The organism is Cytobacillus solani (assembly GCF_006704205.1).
Taxonomy (GTDB): Bacteria; Bacillota; Bacilli; order Bacillales; family Cytobacillaceae; genus Cytobacillus; species Cytobacillus solani.
In genome coordinates this window covers 3,566,070-3,589,753 of record NZ_CP041305.1, presented here as the reverse complement: position 1 = coordinate 3,589,753, position 23,684 = coordinate 3,566,070, and the positions used below count along the sequence as shown (strand labels likewise).

The 23,684-nt window shown below is 38.2% G+C and carries 27 protein-coding genes; 2 read left to right on the top strand and 25 right to left on the bottom strand.

Translation table 11 applies throughout. The features are described 5' to 3' along the window. Positions 1 to 130 precede the first annotated feature (130 nt). From ccsB to FI644_RS17905, 11 genes are all read right to left on the bottom strand, one after another. Positions 131 to 1,315, bottom strand: coding sequence for a c-type cytochrome biogenesis protein CcsB (ccsB, locus tag FI644_RS17955; protein ID WP_053476854.1), 1,185 nt, complete (start codon positions 1,313 to 1,315; stop codon positions 131 to 133). A 12-nt stretch (positions 1,316 to 1,327) separates the two neighbouring features. Continuing rightward, positions 1,328 to 2,953 carry a cytochrome c biogenesis protein ResB gene (gene resB / locus FI644_RS17950; RefSeq protein ID WP_142108683.1) on the bottom strand — a complete coding sequence of 542 codons (1,626 nt, stop codon included), beginning with the start codon at positions 2,951 to 2,953 and terminating at the stop codon, positions 1,328 to 1,330. A 19-nt stretch (positions 2,954 to 2,972) separates the two neighbouring features. Next, complete coding sequence (gene resA / locus FI644_RS17945) at positions 2,973 to 3,497, bottom strand: thiol-disulfide oxidoreductase ResA (RefSeq protein ID WP_053476856.1); 525 nt, start codon at positions 3,495 to 3,497, stop codon at positions 2,973 to 2,975. Positions 3,498 to 3,662: 165 nt separating this feature from the next. Beyond that, complete coding sequence (gene rluB, locus FI644_RS17940; RefSeq protein WP_053476857.1) at positions 3,663 to 4,382, bottom strand: 23S rRNA pseudouridine(2605) synthase RluB; 720 nt, start codon at positions 4,380 to 4,382, stop codon at positions 3,663 to 3,665. Positions 4,383 to 4,551: 169 nt separating this feature from the next. Next, complete coding sequence (locus tag FI644_RS17935) at positions 4,552 to 5,088, bottom strand: spore maturation protein (protein ID WP_053476858.1); 537 nt, start codon at positions 5,086 to 5,088, stop codon at positions 4,552 to 4,554. A 304-nt stretch (positions 5,089 to 5,392) separates the two neighbouring features. Next, positions 5,393 to 5,980 carry a nucleoside recognition domain-containing protein gene (locus tag FI644_RS17930; protein ID WP_053476859.1) on the bottom strand — a complete coding sequence of 196 codons (588 nt, stop codon included), beginning with the start codon at positions 5,978 to 5,980 and terminating at the stop codon, positions 5,393 to 5,395. Then, on the bottom strand, positions 5,973 to 7,118 hold the full coding sequence (locus tag FI644_RS17925; RefSeq protein ID WP_053476860.1) for a D-alanyl-D-alanine carboxypeptidase family protein: 1,146 nt from the start codon (positions 7,116 to 7,118) through the stop codon (positions 5,973 to 5,975). Before FI644_RS17925 ends, FI644_RS17930 begins: the two co-directional genes overlap by 8 nt. A 100-nt stretch (positions 7,119 to 7,218) precedes the next feature. Next, positions 7,219 to 8,109, bottom strand: a complete 891-nt coding sequence (locus FI644_RS17920; protein ID WP_053476861.1) for a superoxide dismutase — start codon at positions 8,107 to 8,109, stop codon at positions 7,219 to 7,221. Between the two features lie 146 nt (positions 8,110 to 8,255). Further along, complete coding sequence (locus tag FI644_RS17915) at positions 8,256 to 8,675, bottom strand: hypothetical protein (RefSeq protein WP_053476862.1); 420 nt, start codon at positions 8,673 to 8,675, stop codon at positions 8,256 to 8,258. A 128-nt stretch (positions 8,676 to 8,803) separates the two neighbouring features. Continuing rightward, entirely contained in the window at positions 8,804 to 9,391 is a 588-nt protein-coding gene (gene scpB / locus FI644_RS17910; RefSeq protein WP_053477580.1) for an SMC-Scp complex subunit ScpB, read from the bottom strand. Beyond that, on the bottom strand, positions 9,387 to 10,148 hold the full coding sequence (locus FI644_RS17905; RefSeq protein ID WP_053476863.1) for a segregation/condensation protein A: 762 nt from the start codon (positions 10,146 to 10,148) through the stop codon (positions 9,387 to 9,389). The genes scpB and FI644_RS17905 overlap by 5 nt, the downstream gene beginning before the upstream one ends. A 351-nt stretch (positions 10,149 to 10,499) precedes the next feature. Between FI644_RS17905 and FI644_RS17900 the strand changes: the two genes are divergently transcribed. Together FI644_RS17900 and FI644_RS17895 are read left to right on the top strand one after the other, a co-directional pair. Then, on the top strand, positions 10,500 to 10,595 hold the full coding sequence (locus FI644_RS17900) for a YjcZ family sporulation protein (protein WP_075209178.1): 96 nt from the start codon (positions 10,500 to 10,502) through the stop codon (positions 10,593 to 10,595). Positions 10,596 to 10,718: 123 nt separating this feature from the next. Then, positions 10,719 to 11,267, top strand: a complete 549-nt coding sequence (locus FI644_RS17895; protein ID WP_056685460.1) for a DUF309 domain-containing protein — start codon at positions 10,719 to 10,721, stop codon at positions 11,265 to 11,267. On the opposite strand, the gene FI644_RS17890 is transcribed toward FI644_RS17895, so the two are convergent. The 14 genes from FI644_RS17890 to FI644_RS26410 form a co-directional block, all read right to left on the bottom strand. Further along, positions 11,268 to 11,639, bottom strand: coding sequence for a GNAT family N-acetyltransferase (locus FI644_RS17890; protein ID WP_142108682.1), 372 nt, complete (start codon positions 11,637 to 11,639; stop codon positions 11,268 to 11,270). It abuts the gene before it with no gap. Positions 11,640 to 12,103: 464 nt separating this feature from the next. After that, positions 12,104 to 13,423 (bottom strand): diaminopimelate decarboxylase, encoded by a 1,320-nt coding sequence (gene lysA, locus FI644_RS17885; protein WP_056685463.1) that lies wholly within the window; start codon positions 13,421 to 13,423, stop codon positions 12,104 to 12,106. Between the two features lie 149 nt (positions 13,424 to 13,572). Continuing rightward, entirely contained in the window at positions 13,573 to 15,042 is a 1,470-nt protein-coding gene (locus FI644_RS17880) for a spore germination protein (RefSeq protein WP_379999331.1), read from the bottom strand. A gap of 13 nt (positions 15,043 to 15,055) precedes the next feature. Further along, positions 15,056 to 15,634, bottom strand: coding sequence for a stage V sporulation protein SpoVABEA (gene spoVAEA / locus FI644_RS17875; protein WP_053476868.1), 579 nt, complete (start codon positions 15,632 to 15,634; stop codon positions 15,056 to 15,058). A gap of 58 nt (positions 15,635 to 15,692) precedes the next feature. Then, positions 15,693 to 16,091, bottom strand: coding sequence for a stage V sporulation protein AB (locus tag FI644_RS17870; RefSeq protein ID WP_053476869.1), 399 nt, complete (start codon positions 16,089 to 16,091; stop codon positions 15,693 to 15,695). 13 nt (positions 16,092 to 16,104) lie between these two features. Continuing rightward, complete coding sequence (locus tag FI644_RS17865; RefSeq protein ID WP_053476870.1) at positions 16,105 to 16,725, bottom strand: stage V sporulation protein AA; 621 nt, start codon at positions 16,723 to 16,725, stop codon at positions 16,105 to 16,107. A 205-nt stretch (positions 16,726 to 16,930) separates the two neighbouring features. After that, the gene (gene sigF / locus FI644_RS17860; protein ID WP_053476871.1) at positions 16,931 to 17,689 is read right to left on the bottom strand and encodes an RNA polymerase sporulation sigma factor SigF; all 759 of its coding nucleotides are present in this window, start codon (positions 17,687 to 17,689) and stop codon (positions 16,931 to 16,933) included. Between the two features lie 12 nt (positions 17,690 to 17,701). After that, on the bottom strand, positions 17,702 to 18,142 hold the full coding sequence (spoIIAB, locus tag FI644_RS17855) for an anti-sigma F factor (protein WP_053476872.1): 441 nt from the start codon (positions 18,140 to 18,142) through the stop codon (positions 17,702 to 17,704). A gap of 3 nt (positions 18,143 to 18,145) precedes the next feature. Beyond that, the gene (spoIIAA, locus tag FI644_RS17850) at positions 18,146 to 18,496 is read right to left on the bottom strand and encodes an anti-sigma F factor antagonist (RefSeq protein ID WP_053476873.1); all 351 of its coding nucleotides are present in this window, start codon (positions 18,494 to 18,496) and stop codon (positions 18,146 to 18,148) included. Between the two features lie 225 nt (positions 18,497 to 18,721). Further along, complete coding sequence (locus FI644_RS17845; RefSeq protein WP_181758127.1) at positions 18,722 to 19,891, bottom strand: D-alanyl-D-alanine carboxypeptidase family protein; 1,170 nt, start codon at positions 19,889 to 19,891, stop codon at positions 18,722 to 18,724. Between the two features lie 139 nt (positions 19,892 to 20,030). Further along, on the bottom strand, positions 20,031 to 21,335 hold the full coding sequence (locus FI644_RS17840) for a pyrimidine-nucleoside phosphorylase (protein ID WP_053476874.1): 1,305 nt from the start codon (positions 21,333 to 21,335) through the stop codon (positions 20,031 to 20,033). 30 nt (positions 21,336 to 21,365) lie between these two features. Then, the gene (locus FI644_RS17835; protein WP_053476875.1) at positions 21,366 to 22,190 is read right to left on the bottom strand and encodes a purine-nucleoside phosphorylase; all 825 of its coding nucleotides are present in this window, start codon (positions 22,188 to 22,190) and stop codon (positions 21,366 to 21,368) included. A 13-nt stretch (positions 22,191 to 22,203) separates the two neighbouring features. Beyond that, positions 22,204 to 23,388 (bottom strand): phosphopentomutase, encoded by a 1,185-nt coding sequence (gene deoB, locus FI644_RS17830; RefSeq protein WP_142108680.1) that lies wholly within the window; start codon positions 23,386 to 23,388, stop codon positions 22,204 to 22,206. Positions 23,389 to 23,522: 134 nt separating this feature from the next. After that, positions 23,523 to 23,660, bottom strand: a complete 138-nt coding sequence (locus FI644_RS26410) for a hypothetical protein (protein ID WP_156319135.1) — start codon at positions 23,658 to 23,660, stop codon at positions 23,523 to 23,525. Between the last annotated feature and the right edge of the window lie 24 nt (positions 23,661 to 23,684).

Sequence of the window (23,684 nt, the reverse complement as noted above, 5' to 3'; positions counted from 1 at the left end):
CTCATATCCCCCTCTTTTCATATATCCCCCAAAATATCTTTTAAAAGAAGCCTTCACTAACGTGAAGTGAAGGCTTTTTCCCTAATTTAAGTCGATACTCTTTCTTTTTCGAAAATATATTACTGCTTGATTAACCTGCATAGGAATGCAGACCAGCAATAACAAGATTTACTGCTACAAAGTTAAACATAATAATGACAAATCCAATAACAGCTAGCCAAGCAGACTTTTCGCCATGCCACCCTTTTGATAATCGTAAGTGCAGGAAAGCTGCATAGAATAGGAAGGTGATGAGTGCCCAAACTTCTTTCGGGTCCCAGCCCCAAAATCGTGTCCAAGCAATTTGGGCCCAAATCATGGCAAATATTAATGCCCCCAAGGTAAATACTGGGAAACCAATTAACACTGAGCGGTAGCCAATTTCGTCTACTAAATCTAGTTTAATATTTTTCACTACTGGCTGCAACACAGCCCCTACACGTTTACGAATAATCAACCTGAATAATAAGTATATAATAGTTCCTGACAATAAGGACCATATAACGGTATTCAGCTTTTTCGCATTAATAATGCCAGGCATTTCTACAAGCGGCTCAAATTTTCCTGCTGTTAATAACTCGCCCTCATTCGGGCCAGTGATCGCAGGCATCGTATATTCTTGTTTTAACTGTTGTCCGTTCTTATCAATCCAATTAAATTCAGCTTTATAATCTAATAATGAAAATGTAGTTGTTACAAGTACAAATCCAAGAGTACAAATGAGACCAAACATGATTGTTTCTAGCCAAAAAGTCCGTTTACTTGGTTTTGATTGGTCTACTGCTTTTACAAGATAAATTAAGCCTGCTGCAAAACTCATTCCTAAAATTGCTTGTCCCATTGCCGCCGTTGTTACATGAATATAAAGCCAATGACTTTGCAGTGCAGGAATGAGTGGTGATATATCACGTGAAAACATGCTTGAAAATGCGATTAGCAAGAGTGCTACAGGCAAGGTGAATACACCGAGCAATGGTGTTTTATACATATAGTATAAAACGATAAATGCACCGACTAATGATAATGCAAAAAACGTTCCAAATTCAAACATATTACTTACTGGAGCATGTCCAGCAACAATCCAGCGAGTAATAAAATAACCTAATTGACAAATGAATCCAACAATTGTTATAAAAACAGCAATTTTCGCCCATTTATTTGGGCCTTTTTCTTTCATCTTTCCTTTTTTATCCTTAATCGAACCAGCAAAAAAGACAGTGGCGATTAAATACAGGATAAACGAAGAAAATAATAAATTTCCACTCAAACTTACCACTGATTTCCCTCCTTATTCTTTAGTTTCCTTCTGCACTTGATCTTCAGGATCATCAATTCCAGTACCCTCTAGTACAGACTGAATTTCTCTTTTTAATCCATGCCAGTTTTTATTCGTATGTCCAGCAATCCAAACTTCATCATTTACTCTGCGAAGCCAGATACGGCGATGATTCCAATACGATCCTTGCGCAACGCCTATCATAAAGATTAGTCCGCCTAAAGCGATGATCCATAGTGTTAAATCTTTACGAACTGTTATGGATGAAACATGTTTCGTATCAATACCAGCAAAATTCATTTTATATTCATTATCACCAAATGGCTCGATCGTTTGCTGAATCGCTACGAAGCTGATTTCTCCATCTTTTTTATCAGGGCTAATCATTTTGAATACAAAAGCGGGATTGTTTGGAACCTTTGATTTCGTGATCGGCTCCCCGCTATCATCAAATTCAAAGTCAGGAAAATAGCTTACTACTTCTACTGCATAGCCATTGCCAAGATCATAGCGATCCTTCGGGTCATTTAAATCAATTTTTATTTCGCCAAACGATTCCTCTGAATCCTTTTTATTCAGTCTAAAGGTCATTTGATTTAATTCATCTAATTTATAACTAACTTGATAGAGTGCATATCCTTCAAACTTTAACGGCTCATTTACTTTAATCGAATAATCCTTTACCTTCTCAAGTTCTGGTGCTTGTCCTGCAACCGTTTCACCCTTCTTTTTATATAGGGTTACATCTGATTGGTAATTCTTAGCTACCATCCCTTTTTCCTCAATTGCATTACTAAACGCTTTATTATCTTTATCCTTATCATAAACTTCTAAAATAAACTTATTATTCTTTAAATAGTATTGTCCGTCTGTTTCCGGAATAACTTTTGTTTCACCCTCACGAACCCAAAGGACTTCATCAATATACATCCCTGGAACAAACCGAAGCATTCCGCCGATTAAGAAGATAATTAGACCGATATGGTTAACATATGGACCCCATCTAGAGAATCTGCCCTTTTCTGCAAGAATATTCCCATCTTCTTCTCGGATATTATATCTCTTTGCTTTTAATCTTTCTTTTATCTTTTCATAGGATACATCAAGATTGCTAGCCTCTGAGACGCCAAAGATTCGCTGGCGTTTTAAAAACCCTTCATGCCTTGCGACACGTTGCGCTTTTAAAGCCCGCCATAACGGTATCATCCGGTCAAGACTGCATATGACTAAGGAAATACCAATTGATGCGATTAATACAAGATACCACCATGAGCTATACAAATTATGAAATCCAAGTTCATAATACAATTTCCCTATCCATCCATACTGATCCTCATAATACTCTGCAGCAGGCATAACAGGAGGTATGTACATTTCTTGCGGTAAAATCGTTCCGAGTGCTGAAGCAATCAGTGTAATAACTATCAGCCAAACACCAATTTTTACAGATGAGAAAAAGTTCCAAATTTTATCAATGATTGTTTTGTTGTATGTTTGTGATCGACGTGCACTGCCTTCATAGCGCATATCAACAAGTTTCTTATCTTTTTCCGATTCCTGAAGAACTCTTCCACATGCTTCACAAAGAATGGTTCCATGCGGATTCACATGCCCGCATTCACATTTTACATGTTTCATTTAAAAAACTCCCCGTAGCTTATGGTTGAACTTGTTCCATTAACTCTTTAATCATTTCTTCCGTCAATTGACCTGTGTGATATTTAACAACTTTTCCATCTTTATCAATCATAAATGTTGCAGGAAGTGCGCCAATTTTATAAGCAGTCTGAACTTGCCCGTCTTTATCCAATACAATTGGAAAAGTTAACTTATGTCTTTCAGCAAATTTACTAACCGATAACTCAGACTCACCTACGTTAACAGCTAAAGTTTGTACACCTTTGTCTTTAAATTGCTTGTACTGGTTATCCATATACGGCATTTCTTTTTCACATGGCTTGCAATATGTACCCCAGAAATTAAGAAAGACACCCTGACCTTTATAATCTGAGAGACGATGCTCTTCTCCATTCAAATCGACGAGAACGAAATCAGGTGCTTGTTCTCCAATTACAACCTTTTTAATATCATCTTTTGTGAAATTTGCATACAAAGTATAGGCGACAGCTGCACCCAAAATTAGCAAAATAATCGTTCTTATCACTAAACGACGCTTTTTCATCACACTCTCCCCTTTAAAAAACACTGTGCGTCTTAAAACGAAACAGCCGATTTTTATTATACCATTTATCAACATTCTAATAATGTTTACAATTTGAAGTAACTGTGACTTTTCTATGAAATTTCCCTTAATTGGTCGAAAATTAACACAAATAAGCAAAAGATTTTATGATTTGGATAGCGTGCGTAATTGCTTGACTTCATGTGCTGTTAATTCTCTTGCTTCTCCCGCTTTTAACCCTTGCAGTGTTAAAAAGCCGTATCTTTCTCTTTTTAATTTTATGACTGGATGGCCGATTGCCTCGAGCATCCTTCTGACTTGACGATTTCGCCCCTCATGAATGGTTAATTCAATGATTGCGGTTTGCTTTTTCTTATCAATTGAAAGCACTTTTGTCTTTGCAGGAGCTGTTTTCCCATCCTCCAGGCGAACTCCTTTTTCAAGGCTTCTCATTTTCTCTCTTGAAGGAATTCCTTTCACCTTTGCAACATACACCTTTTCAATTTCATTCTTTGGGTGCATGAGCAGATTCGCAAACTCCCCATCATTTGTTAAAAGAAGCAGGCCTGAAGTATCAAAGTCTAAACGCCCTACTGGATAAATTCGCTGCTCAATTTGTTGAAAAAAGTCAGTTACCACTTTTCTCCCTTTATCATCCGTTACACTTGAAATAACACCTCTTGGTTTGTATAGAAGAAAATAAACGGGTTCTTCCCTTTCAACTGGAATGCCATTCACTTCTACTCGATCTGAAGATGAAACCTTAACACCAAGTTCCTTTACAGTTTTTCCATTAACCCTTACATGACCTTCCTTGATAAGCTCCTCTGCTTTTCTGCGTGAAGCAAATCCTGCATGAGCAATTACCTTTTGCAATCTTTCCATTTATGTCACCCCGACTAATACTTAATAAGAATTATACCTATTTCCATCCTTATGAATTATGACATAAATCATCTTTTTTTCAAAGTAGACGCTTTTTTCAAATAATAAAGCAAAAAAAATACCTATTGTTTTAGGTATCTTTGATGGGTTTTTAGATTGTTTGTATCTTTCATATTCTGCCGAAAATTAGCGTCACAACTACGATTGCTGCGATGATTCCAATTAAATCTGCCAATAGTCCGACCTTTAAGGCGTCTCCCATTTTCCTAATTCCAACCGCACCAAAATAAACAGTCAAAACATAAAAAGTTGTGTCTGTGCTGCCTTGGAGAACAGATGCTAACCTTCCGATAAATGAATCTGGGCCATGAACGGCTATAAGATCACTTGTTATTCCAAGTGCGGCTGAACCTGAAATCGGACGAATGATGGCGAGCGGGACAATATCAGGAGGTATGCCGATTGCCTCCAGCACTGGCCGAATAAACTCCATGAAATACTCCAGGGCTCCAGAAGCCCGAAAAACGGAAATAGCCACGAGCATTCCAACAAGAAAAGGGATAATCGAGACAGCGATTTTTATCCCTTCTTTTCCGCCTTCAACAAAGCTTTCATAAGTAGGCACACGTTTTATCGTCCCATATATTAATATAAAACCAATTAGAACAGGAATAAACCAGAGGGAGATAACCGATACAACTTGCATACGACTTCATCCTTTTCTCGCTCTTTTAGATAGTTTTCATCTATATGATGTCCACCTCTTTTTGAGTTAATTTTCTGCACCAAGCGCAAGCTGTCTAGCCCCGACGTACAGGACGTCCTAGTTTCGACAATGCGACAGGACAAGGAAAGCTTCGTCAGCAATGCATCGCACGACTAAAAGTGAAGCTTTTAAGAGGACGTCGCGTATTTGTCGACCTCGAAGTCACAAGCTAACCCTCCCAGAAAGGTAAAGTACACCTTTTTAGTGAGACTTGTCTTATACTTGTCGGGACTATTCAAGGCGTTTACGCTTTTTTCTTTCTTCTATAATAAAAATATCGGTCAATGATTATGGCGCCTATTGCAGAGCAGAAGGATGCAATTAACGTGGGACCGACAATCTCTGTCGGAGATGCGGATTCATATTTCATCCGTATGGCTATAACCATCGTTGGTATTAGCGTTATACTTGAAGTATTAATCGCCAGAAAGGTGATCATCGAACGGCTGGCTACATCCAATCCGCCATTTAATCGTTTCAGTTCTTCCATCGCCTTAATTCCCAGCGGGGTTGCTGCATTCCCAAGCCCAAACATATTTGCCATCATATTGGAAAGTATGTAGCCCATTGCAGGATGATCATTCGGTACATCCGGAAAAAGCTTTTTCACAATTGGTCTAAATAAGAGTGACAGTTTTTTTAATAGCCCAGCATCCTCGGCTATTTTCATCATTCCTAGCCAAAAAACAAGAACACTGATTAATCCGATGCATAAAGTAACGGCTTCCGCTGCCCCATTAAAGATAGCTTCATTCACTTGATCCATCGTCCCATTAACCATTGCAAAGATAATCCCTATGACTGTTAAGAACACCCATATAATATTAACCATCTTTTTTCACACCAATCATCACGAGAAATATATTTCTAAATTGCTCAAAAAACGATTGCTTGTCTTTATTATCAGCATGCTTGTAATATATTGGCATCTTTTTCACCTGCTGTTTGTTGAAATAAACAGTTACTTGACCAACAATTTCAGGGGGATTCTCTTTCCATTCCTTTTCTGGCTTTATTAATTTATATTCAATTTTGAATTGTTTCTTTTCTTTTGATGTTACTGGGTAGTCAAATCCATGTTCAACATATACCTTCTTTTTATAAAATTTATCCTTCACCTGGGCAATATTTCCCTTTGGCAAAACCTCTACTAAACGATAAGTATTAAACCCTGACTCATACATTTGAATATGGTCATTCCAATCATCCGGACCATTTAGAGTCACAGCAATTAAGTTCAGCTCCCCTTTTGCAGCTGTCGTTACTAATGTGCGCTTCGCACGTTTCGTAAAGCCTGTCTTTCCACCTGTTGTATATTTGTAAAGCTCTGTTAGCAGTCTATTTTTATTCTTCCACTTCCGATCCCACTCTTCTGTTGGATGTGGTGCACTATGGACTTTCGTGCCTGAAATTTTCTCATAATCATCATTATTCATTGCATAACGTGTTAAAAGTGCCATATCATATGCCGTTGACATATGATTTTCATGGTCATCAAGCCCATGCGGATTGGCAAAATGAGTATTCTTCATACCAATTTCTTCTGCCTTCTGATTCATTAAATAAACAAAACCATCCAGGCTTCCACCAACATGCTCTGCAATAGCAACAGCTGCGTCATTGCCTGATCGGAGCATTAGACCGTAAACTAAATCCTCCAGCTTTATTTTTTCACCCGGAACTAAATAAATGGAGGAGCCTTCAGCACGGACTGCCTTTTCACTTACCTTTACCAATTCATCCATTTTTCCTGATTCAATAGCTAAAATAGCTGTCATGATTTTTGTAATACTTGCAATTCTCATCGGCTTATTTGCATTTTTATCATATAAAACCCGGCCAGAACTTTGCTCCATTAAAATGGCACTATGTGCACTAACAGAAAAAGAAGCATGTGCCACCTGAGGAATAAACGAGATTAGAATTGCAGCAATCAGGGGAAAGATTATCAGCTTTTTCATATTTTTCATTGCAGTCTCCTTCACTGGTTTGTACAATTTTATGCAGGACAAGTATTGATATGACAATAAAAGGCGAAAAACATAGATTGTTTTTCGCCTTTTAAATCTATTAAAATGGTTTCCATTTAAGCTCAGAAGCTTTCATAAACCGTTGTTCCACATCTTTCCAATTAACAATATTCCACCAATTTTTCACATAGCCAGCACGGTCAGTTTTATATTGAAGATAGTAGGCATGCTCCCAGACATCCAATACAAGCAGAGGGATCGTATCCCATTGTGTTAAAAGCATATGCCTCTCTGATTGCAGTATTTCGAGATGATGGGCTCTAGGTGACCAGACAAGAACAGCCCAGCCAACACCTTCCACCTGCTTTGCTGCTTCAGTAAATTGCTTTTTAAATGCTTCAAAACTGCCAAAATACTTTTCTATTGCTTTTAACAAGCTTCCTGAGGGCTTTCCCCCGCCTTTAGGCATCATATTATTCCAGAAAATCGTATGAAGATAATGACCGGACCCATGAAAGGCAAGCTCCCGTGACCAATGCTTAACTAAAGAAAAATCTCCTGATTTCCTTGCCTTATTTAGCTCTTTTTCCGCTTTATTCAGTCCATCTACATATGATTGATGATGCTTTTCATGATGTAATCTCATAATTTCCTCAGAAATATACGGCTCTAATGCATTGTATGCATATGGCAAAGGAGGCAATGAATGATTGCCCGCAGCAACTTGAGGGGGATTGACATAAACACTTCCAAGCTCTTGCCTTTTCACGAAATAGTTCTCCATGTCCGCGTGCAGTTCTTCTACATAGTTCTGAATCTCCAACAATTCATGATTATCTAATGGATTTTGGATTCCCTCCATAATATCAGTCATGCGATTCATCTTCTGCCAAAGCTCATTGTTTTCGTCGACATTTTCTGATTCGAGAAACGCCCGAAGTTCCTTATTCCACTTAAACACATCATGAATATAGTCATTCATTTTGCTCATACGATCCCTCTTTCCTAAATAGTCCCTTTCTATCGTATGAGCAGCCAGAAGAAAAATTGCTTTTCCAGTGTTTTATATGCAAACAGCTGGCAATTTTCTAATAAAAAAAGCAACCTAAAGGCTGCTCCTTTTAAAAAATAATATTCTTATTGAGGCTGAACAATGTACTCTAAGGGTGAACGAAGATTAAAGCTTTTTTTCGTTTCTAAATCTTCAAAGATAGCTGGCAGCTTAGCGTAGTCAACATCCTGGAAATAGGATGCGAAATCAAACTTAGAATTGATGTATACACGCTTGCGATGGCGGAAACCTGGATTCTTCAATAAACAAATCAGTGCCACAATATCTTTAAATTCAACTTCCCTAGTCCCTGCTTTAAAAATTGGATTTGCTTCAAATGAAGTAAATTCATGAACCAGTTCATCAAAATACCTGACATATAGGACATGTAGTGTCTTTTCTTGTCCATCTTCTTCAAAGGTAACTTCACTTCGATTAAAGAAATCCTCAGATGTATTCGATTTCTCCTTTTCCAGTTCATATCCCTTGCATTGTTTAATTAGCATCTTAACGCCTCCTCGAACATTTCCCCATATGTAATAACAAAAACGATATAGAAAATGCTCCATTTTGAAAATGAAGCATTATTTTACAAGTATATATTATCACAAAAAAATTAAATTGTATGAAAAATTCAAGAGTCCATTGTTTCTTGAAACCTGCCAAAAAACAAATCTGCATCATCCTGCTGGTAATCATCTTCTATCTTTTCAGGAAGCGGCGGCAGCTCTTCAATCTTTTTTAATCCAAAATAATCAAGAAATTCTTTCGTAGTGCCATATAGGTATGCTCTTCCCGAGCCATCTGCTCGACCCACTTCTTTAATGAGTGCCTTAGCCATGAGTGTATGTATTGGCCGCTCCGTTTTCACTCCTCTTATTTCCTCAATCTCTGCTCTTGTAATGGGCTGTTTATAAGCAATAATTGCTAGTGTTTCTAACGCTGCTTGCGATAATGTCGAAGCCTGCGGCGTAACGACAAGCCTTTTTAGATAGGCTGAATTCTCCTTTTTTGTAGCGAGCTGGAAAGTGCCTGCTAGCTCTATAACTGTGATGCCTCGCATGGCATCATTACGATAATCTTCCATTAATTCATGAATAATCTCTTCTGCTTGCAGCTCCTCGACTTCGAGAACAAGAGCCATCTGCTTTAAAGTTAGTCCTTCATCTCCTGCAGCAAATAATAGACTTTCAACAATGCCCTTCCAATTTATAATATTAATACTCTTCTCCCCCTTCCATTGCACTTACATAAATCTCCGAAAAATTGCCTTCCTGCTCAATAAAGATGTCATGGCGTTTTATTAGCTCTAACACTGCTAAAAAAGTAACCACAATATTTTCACGGTCAAGAACGGGAAAGAGGTCATAAAAGCTTTTACGCACCTTGAATTGCCTTAAATCATCAAGGATTTCAGCCATTCTCGTTTCTATTGGGATTTCTTGACGTGCTATTTTTGTTGAAAGCGGTTTTTGCAGCTTTTGTCTTCTTAATAGTTTTTGAAATGCTCCAAGCATGTCATACAAGGAGACGTTTAATTCCGTTTTTTCCGGTTGAATGTCTTTTGCATAATCGCTTAAATCACTTGGAGGCTTTGTAAACATTAAGCCTCGCTCTTTTTCCATTTCTTTAAAATCAACTGCAGCCTCTTTATATTTTCTGTATTCAACTAATCTTTCAACAAGCTCTTCCATCGTGTCTTCTTCATGTCCTAAGCCTAACTCATCATCAAGCAAATCTTCCTCGTGCTTTGGGAGAAGCATTTTGCTCTTAATCGCAAGCAACGTGGCCGCCATAACAAGATATTCACTTGCCACATCAAGCTGCAGCACTTGCATCGTATGGATATACAATAAATATTGCTCAGTAATTTCCGCTACTGGAATATCGTATATATCAATCTCAAGCCGATTTATTAAATGAAGAAGCAAATCAAGCGGTCCTTCAAACGCATCAATCTTTACATTATAATGTTCCATTACTACTCACCAAAATTTCCTTATTAAGTTCCTCATTAAAGACTACTATAGTATAAATTATAAAAGTGAGCTATCCAATAGAAAAATATTAGAAATGCGAAAACGCCTTGGTCATCGCCGTACAAACTGGAAGGGTCACGACTGAGATAAAGGAAACACGGTGAGTGTAAGCGAACCGATGCTGACTTATCGTAGGGAGGGGACCTGAAGTTTGATAGGCGATAGGCGCTGTAGCCAGACAACTATCTGATTCAAAGCATATGAAATTATTCCTTCATTCGCCCATACAATTTGGTATTTGCCTACATAAAATGATCTTGAAACAAAAAAAGGAAACAGGAGGTATGATGTATGTCTAAAGGAAACAACTGGTGCGGTGGAACAGGGTTTGCTTTACTTGTCGTTTTGTTCATCCTGCTGATTATTGTAGGAGCTGCTTGGTGCTAAGCTAATTATGTATTTATGACCCGGTTTTTTCCGGGTTTTTTTGTTTGATTTAAAACTGTTGTTTGATTTTTAGGACGAGTGTTCTATGATATGATTAACATATATTAATAGGGAGGTGAAGTGGTGTATCCAAAAGCATATATCGAATTTTTGATACATTTTCATGGGGATAGAGATTATTTCGAATGTCATGAAGTCCTTGAAGAATACTGGAAAGAGATTGACCCAAACAATAAACAGTCTATTTGGGTAGGTCTGATCCTCCTAGCGGTTTCAAATTATCATCACCGGCGTGAAAATTACCTTGGTGCTAAAAAGACCATTGCCAAATCAATTGCCATCCTAAAAAACGAAAAAAATAAGCTTCTCCCTTTAGGAATCGATGCTGATAAATTAATGTACGACCTCCTATTAAGACAAAAGGCTATTGCCTTAGGAAAACCCTATGATAGCTATACAATTCCAATCATTGATCCGATGTTAATTGCGAGCTGCCAAGCTGGCTGCATCGATCGCGGTTTCATATGGGGATCAGTTAGTGATATGAATAATATAGAAGTGGTTCATCGCCATTCCACTAGAGACCGAAGCAGTGTCATCGAGGAACGATTAGAAGCATTAAAAAGGAACACAAGATTCATACAACAACACATAAAAAAAGGCAATGAATAATTATTCGCTGCCTTTTTCTGTATGAATCGTAATATCACACTTGCTCAAGAATGATTCGGTATTATCATTTGCTATGATCTTTTTGTCTGGGAATAGTTCGTTTAATGCCTTGACCATTGACTTCCCAATCCCTTGCTGTCTATGAGAAGGATTGACAGAGATATGCTGGATCTTGGCTGAATCTTCATTCATAAGAACACCCACTAATCCAATTATATCTTCCCCTGCTTTCCATAGAAATAATTGCAGGTTCTCCTCACTTTCGTATTGTTTCATCGTTTGCTGGAGCTTCTTGAGATCTTTTTCATTTGGCATAAAAGATAACAAACCCATAGCAATCTTTTCGAATGTTTTTTTATATCGAATTAACATTTTTATCCCTCATTAGATTTTAGCATTCCATCTTATTTTCCCCAAAAATTTAGTATTTCAAACTGTAATAATAATATATGTATACAGCACTAGTTTGTACACTAATAACTGATCTTTTAACTGTTTACTTATTCTAAAAATTATTACTGGGCTCTACTTAGATGGAACGATAAAAAACCAATAATAAAGTCCCCATGCTAAACTCATCGCTATTAATAGAATAAAAAGAATCCAATTGCTTTTTTTCATAAAACCTCCTGTTACAAACTCATTATGTCTTCACATATCCAAGGATTAGTTCTATTCTACACGAATCCTTACTATTTTTCCATGCTACTCGATTAATTAATACGATTAAATACAAAAAAGCCTGCAGGAAGCACGTCCAGTTAATGACCCAAATAACATGCACTCCTATCCTACAAGCTTTTTCACTGCATTCTCTAACTAATAAAATGCTACGATTAATTATTAATCTTTTCTTTGATTGATAAATCCATCCGAATGAGATCTTCATACGTTTCTCTTCTTACAACTAGCTTTGCTTCCCCATTTTCAACAAAGACGACAGGCGGTCTTGGAATTCGATTATAATTATTTGCCATCGCATATCCATAAGCCCCTGTGCAAAAAACTGCTAGCAAATCATTATGATCCGACTTTGGAAGTGGAATATCCCATATGAGCATATCACCGGATTCACAGCATTTTCCAGCAACAGAGACAGTTTCCTCTGCTTTCTCTAATGCTTTATTAGCTAAGATGGCTTCATACCTTGCTTGATAAAGAGCGGGTCTAATATTATCGCTCATTCCACCATCCACAGCGATATATTTGCGTATGCTAGGAACATCCTTACTAGAGCCTATCTTGTATAATGTGCTACCGGCATCCCCAACAAGAGAACGACCTGGTTCAATCCATATTTCGGGCATGTTCATTGCAAAATGATCAGCCTGTCTTTGTACTTCTTCGATAATCTCTTCCACATATTGACCTGCCGGCAGAGGCTGATCCTCATTCGTATAGCGAATACCAAAACCGCCACCTAAGTTCAATACCTTTGATTCAAAAGCATATGACTCTTTCCATTCATTTAGTTTCTCAAATATTTTCTGTGCCGCTACAAGAAACCCAGCAGTTTCAAATATTTGTGAACCGATATGACAATGCAAGCCCAGCAGTTCAATTTTGGAAAATTGTAAAGCAGCCTTCATTGCTTTCTCTGCTTGTCCATTTTGAAGATCAAAGCCAAACTTAGAATCTGCCTGCCCAGTTGTAATATATTCATGTGTATGTGCTTCAACCCCAGGTGTAACCCGTAATAGAATCTTCGCGTTCGTTTCCATCTCTTCACAAATGGATTGAAGGAGCTCCAACTCATAGAAATTATCGACTACTATACAGCCAACACCGTGTTTAAGAGCCATTTCCAACTCTTCTTTGCTTTTGTTGTTCCCATGAAAATGAATTCTATCAGTTGGGAATTCAGCTGCTAACGCTGTATATAATTCTCCGCCAGAAACAACATCAAGTGAAAGCCCTTCTTCGTCAGCAAGCTGAACCATCGCAATCGTAGAAAAGGCTTTGCTCGCGTATGCTACTTGAGCAGTTACCCCTAATTTATCAAATGTTTGCTTAAATCCTCTCGCTCTTTCTCTAATTAAAGAAACATCGTAAACGTATAAAGGTGTACCAAATTGTTCGGCTAGCTCTATAGTGTCCAATCCGCCTATCTCCAAATGTCCCTTGTTATTAACCTTCGATGTACCGTTTAAATGCATAGATCTACCTCTTCCCTCTTGGCTTATATTAATTAGAAAATAGACAGTATCTTTATAAGAAACTGTCTATTTTCTGCTTGCTGTCATATTTTGTTTATTAATTTTAAGAAATTTTAACACAATTCAGTGAAGTTCGCAATGAGTAGACATCATTTTGAGGAACTGTTTTTTGGCGGCTGCTTATAACGGTTTGTCGTATGAACAATACTCGGTCGTATACTCGAACCAGGTACTGATGCACGAACTAAAATTCGCCATAATGCTTTTGGATGAAACGGAATAAATGGCCATAAATACGGTGTATTCAACGGTTTCATATTCGCAAGGAATAGGATAAACAGCGTAATCCCAACGACAAATCCCGGTGTATGGAATATTGCGACCAGAACTAAAAATAAAAGCCGGAATAGCTTGTTTGCGATACTTAATTCATAGCTTGGTGTCGTATAAGTCCCAATTGCAGCAAGTGACACATATAAAATGACCTCCGGAACAAATAAACCAACATCAATAGCAATTTGTCCAATTAAGACAGCCGCAATTAAGCCCATAGCTGTTGATAATGGAGTTGGTGTATGAATGGCAGCAATCCGCAGCAATTCAATCCCTATTTCAGCAAGAAATAATTGAAGAATCACAGGTATATTTGTTTCTTCGTTCGGTCCAATAAATGCAATACTTTCGGGTAATAGTGACGGCTCTAATACAAATAAAAACCAAAGCGGCAGCAAAAACAAAGAAGAAGCTACTCCAAGAAAACGAATCCAGCGGATAAACGTACCTACTGCAGGGGATTGTCGATACTCTTCCGCATGCTGCAAATGATGAAAGTATGTTGTAGGTGAAATCATCACACTTGGTGAGGTATCCACAAATATTAGAACATGCCCTTCGAGCAAATGGGTTGCAGCAACGTCCGCTCGCTCTGTATAACGTACTAGCGGAAAAGGATTAAATCCTTGTTTTAATAGAAATTCCTCGATTGTTTTATCAGCCATTGTAATTCCATCAATGTCTATGGCTGCAATTTCCTTTCGAATGATATTAATTAAATCGGGATTGGCAACATCTTTAATGTATCCTATTGCCACATCCGTTTTTGATCTTTCACCAACTCTCATAATTTCAAAGCGAAGTCTTTCATCTCGAATTCTTCTTCTTGTCAGTGCAGTATTAATGATAATATTTTCTACATACCCATCCCTTGATCCCCGCACCACTTTTTCCGTATCCGGCTCCATCGGTGTTCTGCCCGGATAACTGCGGACATCAATAACTAATCCATGGGTAACCCCTTCCATTACAACAACAATTAGGCCTGATAAGACTTGGTCCACAAGCTCATCCATTGTTTTTATTTGGGCAACTGATTGGTGAACTAACCTGTTTTCAACTATTTTACTTAGATTCGTTGATAATTTCTCGTTATCATTGATTGCAACAAGCTCTTCAACAATTTCGATAATAAATTGTGTATCGGTTAACCCATTTACAAAATAAATATGCACGTCTTTTCTGAGAACTTTTAGTTTCCTTACACCTAAATCGAAACTATCTCCCAGCCCAATTCTATTTTTCATATACTTTTCAATTTCATCTACTGAATCAGGAATGGGCATTTTATTTTTTATCTTATTGTCTGCCACGATAACCACTCCTTTCCAATACGAGTTCTACGGCTTTTTTCGTAATTGGTGAGCCATTTTCATAATGGTCTTTTTTCGCCATTTTTCCTATATCGCCAATTCCTACTTTAATCGGGACATCTATTTCATCGAGACAATATACCGTGTCACCATAAAGTCTTCCTTTATCCATTTCTTGTAGACCATATTTATCGACTCCATAAGGGGTTATTTCACCATCTCGGTCGATGCAAACATCTACTTTAGCCCATTCGGCTTGTCTTGTTTTTGCGGCGACTGCAATAATCCCGAGTACATCAATATCTTTATGGCTTGCTACATACTTTAACGCACGTTCTCCTGCACCTTCACCGACAAAACCACTATCATCAAACATAACAAATACTGGGTCATGCGATGCTTTTTTGATAAGCTTAACAATTAGGGCTCCGTCTAATGTGGTAGGATTTCCGTGGGATAGGGAGATACATCTCCCCCCGATTTCATTGGCTATGTGTTCGATTGATTTTCTAGCATAGTCATCTCCATCTGTAATTAAAACTACGTGCCTTCGATGGTCCTCCATATTTTATTATCCTTTCGTCATAGGTTGATACAGCTATCTTAAATCAGCTATTTCCCTGCTACTTATCGACAAAATAGATCCACTGAAAGAAAGATCCTACAATCTTCCCAAATACAATAGCCATTAATAAAAAAATAATTTGTCCATCAATCCCTATTCGCTTTGCAAGAATCGGAAGGACATTTAGTACTTCTGTCAGAGCTGCAGCAATCATACCTACAAATATCCCTGCTGCCAAACCAATCGGGACTAATAGGTAGGAAGTAAGGTGAAAGAGTGGATCCCATAACGTACTCATTCCACCAATAACAGCTCCAATTACAACAGCCCACTCATAGAACCGGATCATTTTCATTGTTTTTGTCAGCTGCATAAGTCTTGGGATCACACCTAATACTGACAAAAACGCTACAAACCCTGAGCCTACTGCTAATCCTCCCGCAAGACCGACAAACATAACTAAGACAACATTACCGCTCGTCAATATTTTTCATACTTTCTTTGTTTTCCTTCATTGCCACATAATTGTCTAGATCCAGCTGATAATTAAACATTTCTACTTCTAGCGGGCTCGGCTCTTCATTAAGACGCTTCTTAAAAAGATGATTAAAGAAAAGAATCATTCCTAGGCCTAAACCGATGGAATATGGAATCTGAAAGATTAAAGGTTTGTCATCAATTTCTCCCGTAATGATTGTGTAAATTCGCTGCTGAACAGCCTGCATGCTAACATCTTCATGAAAGTTCATAATGGTAAGGGCAGCACCAATAAACAATAAAAGCCATACTAAAATAAAAAGTGGCAGGGATACCCTCTTTTTTTTCGGAACCACTTCAACGATAACTTGAGATGGGCCCTGTGTTTGAATTTCTAAGTTCGGCAGTATTTCTGTAATTAAACGGATCACCATCATGACATCGATAATAATTATATTGCGGTCTTGTTCAGAAACTTCATAAATCTTCATTTTACTTAACTGCTCATATAGCATTTCATCGACAATTAATTGCGCAATATCCTTTAGCAAAATCTCTTCACGTGCTCGAACTTGTATGCGGTGTCGCAATCGAATATAAACCGTTCGTTCCATTTCGTTCACTTCCCACACAGTTATTTCCTTGTATCACTAGTATGAGTTACATATATTTACTTCATGACGACCAATAATTGGGTATCGAATAAATAATGAGGTTCCGCGTAATTATTAGAGCAATTGCAAAAATAATAGATAATTTGCAAATATAATACCGGATTCCGCAAAATTGTTAGCTAAATCGAAAAAAAGACCGTATGGATTATAAATCCATACGGTCTTTCATTTGCTGGAGGATCTTTTTTTCTAGCCTAGATACTTGAACTTGTGAGATGCCAAGTCTTGCGGCCACTTCAGATTGCGTTTGATCTTTATAATAGCGCAAATAGACGATTAAACGTTCCCTGTCTTCTAGTTCATTAATCGCTTCTTTTAAAGCAATCTTGTCAAACCATTTTCCTTCATTTCCATCATCTATTTGATCCAGCAATGTGATTGGGTCCCCATCATTTTCGTAAACCGTTTCATGAATGGATGATGGGGTTCGGCTAGCTTCTTGAGCAAGGATGATGTCTTCAGGCGGGATATCTAGGAATTCAGAAAGCTCTGATACAGTCGGAATTCTGCCAAGCGATTTTGACAATTCATCCTTTGCTTTCCGAATTTTATTTCCCATTTCTTTTAATGAGCGGCTTACCTTGACTGTTCCATCATCACGGATAAAACGTTGAATCTCTCCAATGATCATTGGAACGGCATACGTTGAAAATTTCACATCAAATGTTAGGTCAAATTTATCGACTGACTTCAATAATCCAATACAACCGATTTGAAAGAGATCATCCGGCTCATATCCGCGGTTTAAAAACCGCTGAACAACCGACCAGACGAGACGCATATTCTTTTGGACAATTAAATCTCTAGACTCCTGATCTCCCGCCTGGCTTTTTTGGATTAACTCCTTGACTTCATGATCCTTCAAAAAAGTTTGGCTCTTTTCTGTTTTAACCTCCACATCCATAGCAAGACTCCCTTAATTGCATAGCATTTTACTATTTGATAAATGCTTTCTTAATCGGATCTCTGTGCCTTTCCCCGGTTGCGATTGAATTTCGATTTCATCCATGAAATTTTCCATAATCGTAAAGCCCATGCCTGATCTCTCAAGTTCTGGCTTTGTTGTAAACAGCGGCTGACGCGCTTCATCCACGTTCATTATTCCCAATCCCTCATCACGGATGGACATATCGATGAAACCATCCTCAATTTTCACAGTTATATACACAAGCCCGTCTGGATCTTGTTCATAGCCGTGAATGATTGAATTGGTAACTGCCTCAGATACAACTGTTTTAATTTCAGTTAACTCATCCATTGTCGGATCAAGCTGACTAATAAATGCTGCGACTGTTACACGCGCAAACGATTCATTTTGGCTTAATGCACTGAATTTAATTTGCATTTCATTTTTCATTGATCATGCAACCCCCAGTCTTTGCAAAGCAAATTCTTCTGTCGGTTCTAAACGGATAATTTTAAATAAACCCGACATATCAAATAATCTTTGGACTGCTGGAGAAATTGCACAAACAACCATTTCGCCATGTTGCTGTTTAATTTGTTTATATCTGCCTAGAATGACGCCTAAACCTGAGCTATCCATAAAGGAAAGCTGTTCAAGATTTAAGATAATATGATGAATATCATATTCTTCAATTGCGTTAGACGCCTGTCTCCGAAGCTCATCAGCAGAATGATGATCTAATTCCCCGCTTAAACGAATACATAGGACATCTTTTTTCACTTCTAAATTAATGGTAAGACTCACTATCATAGCCTCCTTATCTAGGATCCCGATTGTCTATGTAAAAGCCTTGACAGGATCGGTTGACCGTATCATTTACATGACATACATTGGCCTTTATAGTGAGTCAAATTCGATATTTACTTACGCATTTCCTTCCGAAAGACAAAACTAGTGACATTTCGCTAAAACTAGAATGTATAATCAACATTTCGACAAAATAGAAAAGCGGAAGCGCCTTGCATCTCCCTATTGTCCCGCTTTCGTAAACATGCCCATTGAACGTTTATACAAGGTCCACCAGCTAGCTTCCTTGCTATCTTCCTTTGCTACTAATGGTGTTTCAACGATTGTTTTTCCATCCTGTTTCAGTTTTAAGGTTCCTACTTTATCCCCTTTATTTACAGGTGCTTTCACATTTTTATTTAATTCAACAGCTTGTTTTATATTTTCAATGCCCTCGCCTTTCTTTGTTAAAAGGGAAATAGGCTCACTTGTCATTGCTTCAACCCTTTTCTTCTCACCTTTACTAATAGCTACTTTTCCAAGTGCCACATTTCGCTTATACAGCGGGTGCGTCTCATATTGGCTGAATGCATAATCAAGCATCTTTGTTACTTGGGCATTTCTCTCCTTTGAGGTCGGAGCTCCAAATACGACTGCAATTACGCGCATACCATCCTTTTCAGCCGTTGCTGTTAAACAGTATTTTGCTTCATTTGTGAATCCCGTTTTCAACCCATCAACACCCGGATAAAATTTGACGAGGCGATTTGTATTTACTAGCCAGAATTTTTTATCTGTATTTTCACGAAGATAAGATTCATAAGTACCAGTAAATTTCGTTATTCCTTCATATTTGAGAAGCTCCTTAGCCATCATTGACATATCATGAGCAGTACTATAATCTCCATGGCCAGGCAAACCCGTTGCTGTTTTAAATTCTGTATTTTTTAGCCCGAGTTCCTTTGCTTTTTTATTCATAAGCTTTACAAACTCTTCTTCAGAACCAGCAAGCCTCTCTGCCATCGCAACAGAAGCATCATTGCCAGATCCAATGGCAATTCCCGCTAGCATTTGCTCTGTCGTCATTTCCTCTCCCGGCTCAAGAAAAATTTGTGATCCTCCCATTGAGGCAGCATATTCACTCGTGCGAATTTTTTCATCCATCGACAGCCTGCCTTCATCTAATGCCTCCATAATTAATAGCATTGTCATTACTTTCGTCATGCTTGCGGGAGGGAGTTGGTCATTGCTATTCTTTTCGTATAAAATTGCACCTGTATCTCGTTCGATTAAGATGGCGGATTTTACATTTTTAGCTAAATCTAGTCCATCGTTTTCTTTTGCCAATGCTACAGGTACAAAGAGTGTTGACAATAGGAAAGAGATAACTATTAAAGAGACAATTCGTTTCATCACATAAACCTCCATTCTTTATAGCCTCCATCATTTCCATTTGTAACAAATTTATACAATTTTCTATTCGTAAAAATTTTATATTTTGAATGACAAAAATAAAAAATGTCAGAGGTAAATTTCCCCTGACACTTTTTACTTATTCGGTAATTTCTCCATGTATTAACGTTGGTGCAGCTACTTTTTCCTTTGATAAGGTAATATTTGCATAAAGTTTTGCTTTTACTTCATCAATTTCTTTAAAATTGCTGTAAATCGTCACAAGCGACTCTCCCTTTTGCACTTGATCACCGATTTTTTTTCGAAGCATAAGACCAACTGCAAGGTCAATAACTGATTCTTTCGTAGCTCTTCCAGCGCCGAGTAGCATGGCTGCTGTGCCAATTTCATCTGCCACTATTTCGGAAACATAGCCATCTTCCTTCGCTTCTAGTTCAAATGTGAATTTTGCTTGTGGAAGCTTTGCTGGATCATCAACGACTGACGCGTCGCCGCCTTGTGAGCTTAGGAATGTTTTAAATGTTTCTAAAGCTGTACCGTCTTTCATGGCTTCTTCAAGCATTTCACGTGCTTCCTTTAAGCTGTCTGCTTTTTTAGCAAGAAGAACCATATGGCTTCCTAATGTTAAGCAAAGCTCTGTTAGATCTTCCGGTCCTTCTCCTTTAAGCGTATCAATCGCCTCTTTTACTTCAAGCGCATTTCCAATCGCAAATCCAAGCGGCTGACTCATATCAGAAATAACGGCCATTGTATTTCTTCCGACATTATTACCGATACTAACCATTGCTTTAGCGAGCTCTTTTGAATCATCAAGAGTTTTCATAAATGCACCAGCACCTGTTTTCACATCAAGCACAATCGCATCTGCTCCTGCGGCAATTTTCTTGCTCATAATCGAGCTTGCAATTAATGGAATGCTATCAACGGTTGCTGTGACATCACGAAGAGCATAGAGCTTTTTGTCTGCAGGGGTTAAATTTCCGCTTTGCCCAATAACGGCAATTTTATTTGTGTTCACAAGATTGATAAATTCTTCATTTTCGATTTCTACATGGAAGCCTTCAACAGATTCAAGCTTGTCAATCGTTCCTCCAGTATGCCCTAGCCCTCTTCCAGACATTTTTGCGACTGGAACACCAACGGCTGCCACTAAAGGTCCTAATACAAGTGTTGTTGTATCTCCAACCCCGCCAGTCGAATGCTTATCCACTTTGATACCTTCTATTTTGGATAAATCGATTTTATCGCCAGATTCAACCATTGCCATTGTTAAATCTGCTCTTTCTTGTTCCGTCATCCCTTGAAAGAAAATCGCCATCATTAAGGCACTTACCTGATAATCAGGAATCGAGCCGTCTGTATATCCTTTAATAATAAATTGGATTTCCTCTGTCGATAATTCTTTTCCATCTCTTTTATTCTCAATAATATCTACCATTCTCATATTAAATCACCGCTCGCTTTCTTCTATTTCCTACTTTGTACCAAGCTTTTGCACTAACGCTTTTACATAGCTAAGAAAATCAGCTTTCACTTTTTCAGTTGTTTCAATTACTTCTTCATGATTTAACGGCTGATCTAAAATTCCAGCGGCCATATTTGAAATACAGGAAATTCCTAATACTTTCATGCCTGCATGTCTCGCGACAATTACTTCAGGCACTGTAGACATGCCAACTGCATCTCCACCTAACTTGCGAAGCATGCGTATTTCAGCAGGTGTTTCGTATGTTGGACCCGTATTGCCGACATAGACACCTTCTTGAATGTTTAAGCCTAATTCCGCTGCTATTCCTTTTGCCAATCGTCGCAGTTCTAAGGAGTAGGCTTCAGACATATCAGGGAAACGAACACCGAGACGAGAATCATTCGAACCAATTAGCGGATTGCTTCCCATATTATTAATATGATCACTAATAAGCATTAAATCGCCAGGTGAAAAGCTTTCGTTCACTCCGCCGGCTGCATTTGTTACAATTAACTGTTCGATTCCAAGCTCTTTCATTACACGGACAGGGAATGTTACCTTTTCAAATGAGTATCCTTCGTAATAATGAAAACGCCCTTGCATCGCTACGACATGAATGCCATTAAGCAAGCCAAATACAAGCTGGCCTGCATGGCCTTCAACAGTAGAAACAGGAAAATCTGGAATTTCATTATATGGAATTTTCACAGGGTTTTCGATTTCATCTGCTAAAACGCCAAGGCCTGACCCAAGGATTAGACCGATTTGTGGTGTCTGCTCATACTTTCCTTTTAAGAAGCTTGCTGCTGTTTCAATTTTTTCGAATGACATATTTCATTTCCTCCTATTTCAATTCCTGTAAAAAACTCTTTCCATAAGCAGGCATTTTAACATGGAAGTTTTCTGCAATCGTTGCGCCAATGTCTGCGAATGTTTCACGAATCGTGAGCTCTTTGCCATTTTCATTATTTTTTGCATAAACAAGAAGTGGTACATATTCTCTTGTATGGTCTGTTCCTTGGTGAATCGGATCATTTCCATGGTCAGCCGTAATCATCAGCAAATCCCCAGCTTGCATCTTTTCAAATACTTCCGGCAGACGGGCGTCATACTCTTCAAGCGCTTTTCCATATCCTTCAGGATCTCTTCGGTGTCCGTAAAGGGCATCAAAATCTACTAAATTCAAGAAGCTCATACCTGTAAAGTCCATATCAAATGATTGCAATAATTTATCCATTCCATCCATGTTTGAAACAGTACGAAGGGACTTTGTTACACCTTCGCCATCAAAAATATCAGAAATTTTCCCTATAGCAATAACGTCAAAACCTGCATCCTTCATTTCTAACATGACTGTCCGATCAAAAGGCTTTAAGGCATAATCATGACGATTAGATGTTCGCTGAAAGTGTCCTGGTTCACCTATAAATGGTCTAGCAATTACCCGGCCAACCATATATTTCTCATCCAATGTAAGTTCTCTAGCGATTTGACAAATTTTATATTGCTCTTCTAATGGAATAATTTCTTCATGCGCAGCAATTTGCAGAACCGAATCAGCTGATGTATAGACTATAAGTGCACCAGTCTTCATATGTTCTTCCCCAAGTTCAACGAGAATTTCCGTTCCGCTTGCAGGTTTATTGCCGATCACTTTTCTGCCAGTGCGTGATTCTAGTTCAGCAATTAATTCTTGCGGGAAGCCTTCAGGAAATACTTGAAAAGGGGTTTGAATATTAAGCCCCATAATCTCCCAATGACCTGTCATCGTATCTTTTCCATTCGATGCTTCCTTCATTTTCGTAAAGAATGCGAGTGGCTTCTCTGCTTTTTCAATACCTTTTATTTCACGAATATTGCTGAGACCAAGCTTACCCATATTCGGCATCTTTAGGCCATTCATTTTTTCTGCAATATGGCCAAGCGTATCGGCCCCTTTGTCCCCGAACTTTTCAGCATCCGGTGCTTCACCGATTCCAACTGAATCCATTACAACGACGAAAATTCTTTTATATGCATATGAAGTCATTAGAACTCCTCCTTTTTAAGTGAATGCGGTTACATTAGTAAATATAAATTAGGTTACCCTTTATACATACGTTTATCACATTTTTTCCATTCTATATGTCGGAAGTCTGACATCTATATTTTACCTAATATTTATCATAAATGAAAGAAAAAGCTGCCATATTTTATGGCAACTTTGAAAAGTGCAAGCGCCTTCGGAACAATCAAAGTGCCGATTGTTCCTGCGAAGATTGCTCTTAGGAGCTTTCCTTTGTGCTCACCCCCGACAAGCACAAGACGAGCCTCCCGGAAAGGTGC

Coding starts and splice junctions, on each gene's coding strand:
- resB (WP_142108683.1), bottom strand. CDS start 2,953: ATGAAACATGTAAAATGTGAATGCGGGCATGTGAATCCGCATGGAACC.
- resA (WP_053476856.1), bottom strand. CDS start 3,497: ATGAAAAAGCGTCGTTTAGTGATAAGAACGATTATTTTGCTAATTTTG.
- rluB (WP_053476857.1), bottom strand. CDS start 4,382: ATGGAAAGATTGCAAAAGGTAATTGCTCATGCAGGATTTGCTTCACGC.
- FI644_RS17935 (WP_053476858.1), bottom strand. CDS start 5,088: ATGCAAGTTGTATCGGTTATCTCCCTCTGGTTTATTCCTGTTCTAATT.
- FI644_RS17930 (WP_053476859.1), bottom strand. CDS start 5,980: ATGGTTAATATTATATGGGTGTTCTTAACAGTCATAGGGATTATCTTT.
- FI644_RS17925 (WP_053476860.1), bottom strand. CDS start 7,118: ATGAAAAATATGAAAAAGCTGATAATCTTTCCCCTGATTGCTGCAATT.
- FI644_RS17920 (WP_053476861.1), bottom strand. CDS start 8,109: ATGAGCAAAATGAATGACTATATTCATGATGTGTTTAAGTGGAATAAG.
- FI644_RS17915 (WP_053476862.1), bottom strand. CDS start 8,675: ATGCTAATTAAACAATGCAAGGGATATGAACTGGAAAAGGAGAAATCG.
- FI644_RS17905 (WP_053476863.1), bottom strand. CDS start 10,148: ATGGAACATTATAATGTAAAGATTGATGCGTTTGAAGGACCGCTTGAT.
- FI644_RS17900 (WP_075209178.1), top strand. CDS start 10,500: ATGTCTAAAGGAAACAACTGGTGCGGTGGAACAGGGTTTGCTTTACTT.
- FI644_RS17890 (WP_142108682.1), bottom strand. CDS start 11,639: ATGTTAATTCGATATAAAAAAACATTCGAAAAGATTGCTATGGGTTTG.
- lysA (WP_056685463.1), bottom strand. CDS start 13,423: ATGCATTTAAACGGTACATCGAAGGTTAATAACAAGGGACATTTGGAG.
- FI644_RS17880 (WP_379999331.1), bottom strand. CDS start 15,042: ATGCCCATTCCTGATTCAGTAGATGAAATTGAAAAGTATATGAAAAAT.
- spoVAEA (WP_053476868.1), bottom strand. CDS start 15,634: ATGGAGGACCATCGAAGGCACGTAGTTTTAATTACAGATGGAGATGAC.
- FI644_RS17870 (WP_053476869.1), bottom strand. CDS start 16,091: ATGTTTGTCGGTCTTGCGGGAGGATTAGCAGTAGGCTCAGGGTTTGTA.
- FI644_RS17865 (WP_053476870.1), bottom strand. CDS start 16,725: ATGGAACGAACGGTTTATATTCGATTGCGACACCGCATACAAGTTCGA.
- sigF (WP_053476871.1), bottom strand. CDS start 17,689: ATGGATGTGGAGGTTAAAACAGAAAAGAGCCAAACTTTTTTGAAGGAT.
- spoIIAB (WP_053476872.1), bottom strand. CDS start 18,142: ATGAAAAATGAAATGCAAATTAAATTCAGTGCATTAAGCCAAAATGAA.
- FI644_RS17845 (WP_181758127.1), bottom strand. CDS start 19,891: ATGAAACGAATTGTCTCTTTAATAGTTATCTCTTTCCTATTGTCAACA.
- FI644_RS17840 (WP_053476874.1), bottom strand. CDS start 21,335: ATGAGAATGGTAGATATTATTGAGAATAAAAGAGATGGAAAAGAATTA.
- FI644_RS17835 (WP_053476875.1), bottom strand. CDS start 22,190: ATGTCATTCGAAAAAATTGAAACAGCAGCAAGCTTCTTAAAAGGAAAG.
- deoB (WP_142108680.1), bottom strand. CDS start 23,388: ATGACTTCATATGCATATAAAAGAATTTTCGTCGTTGTAATGGATTCA.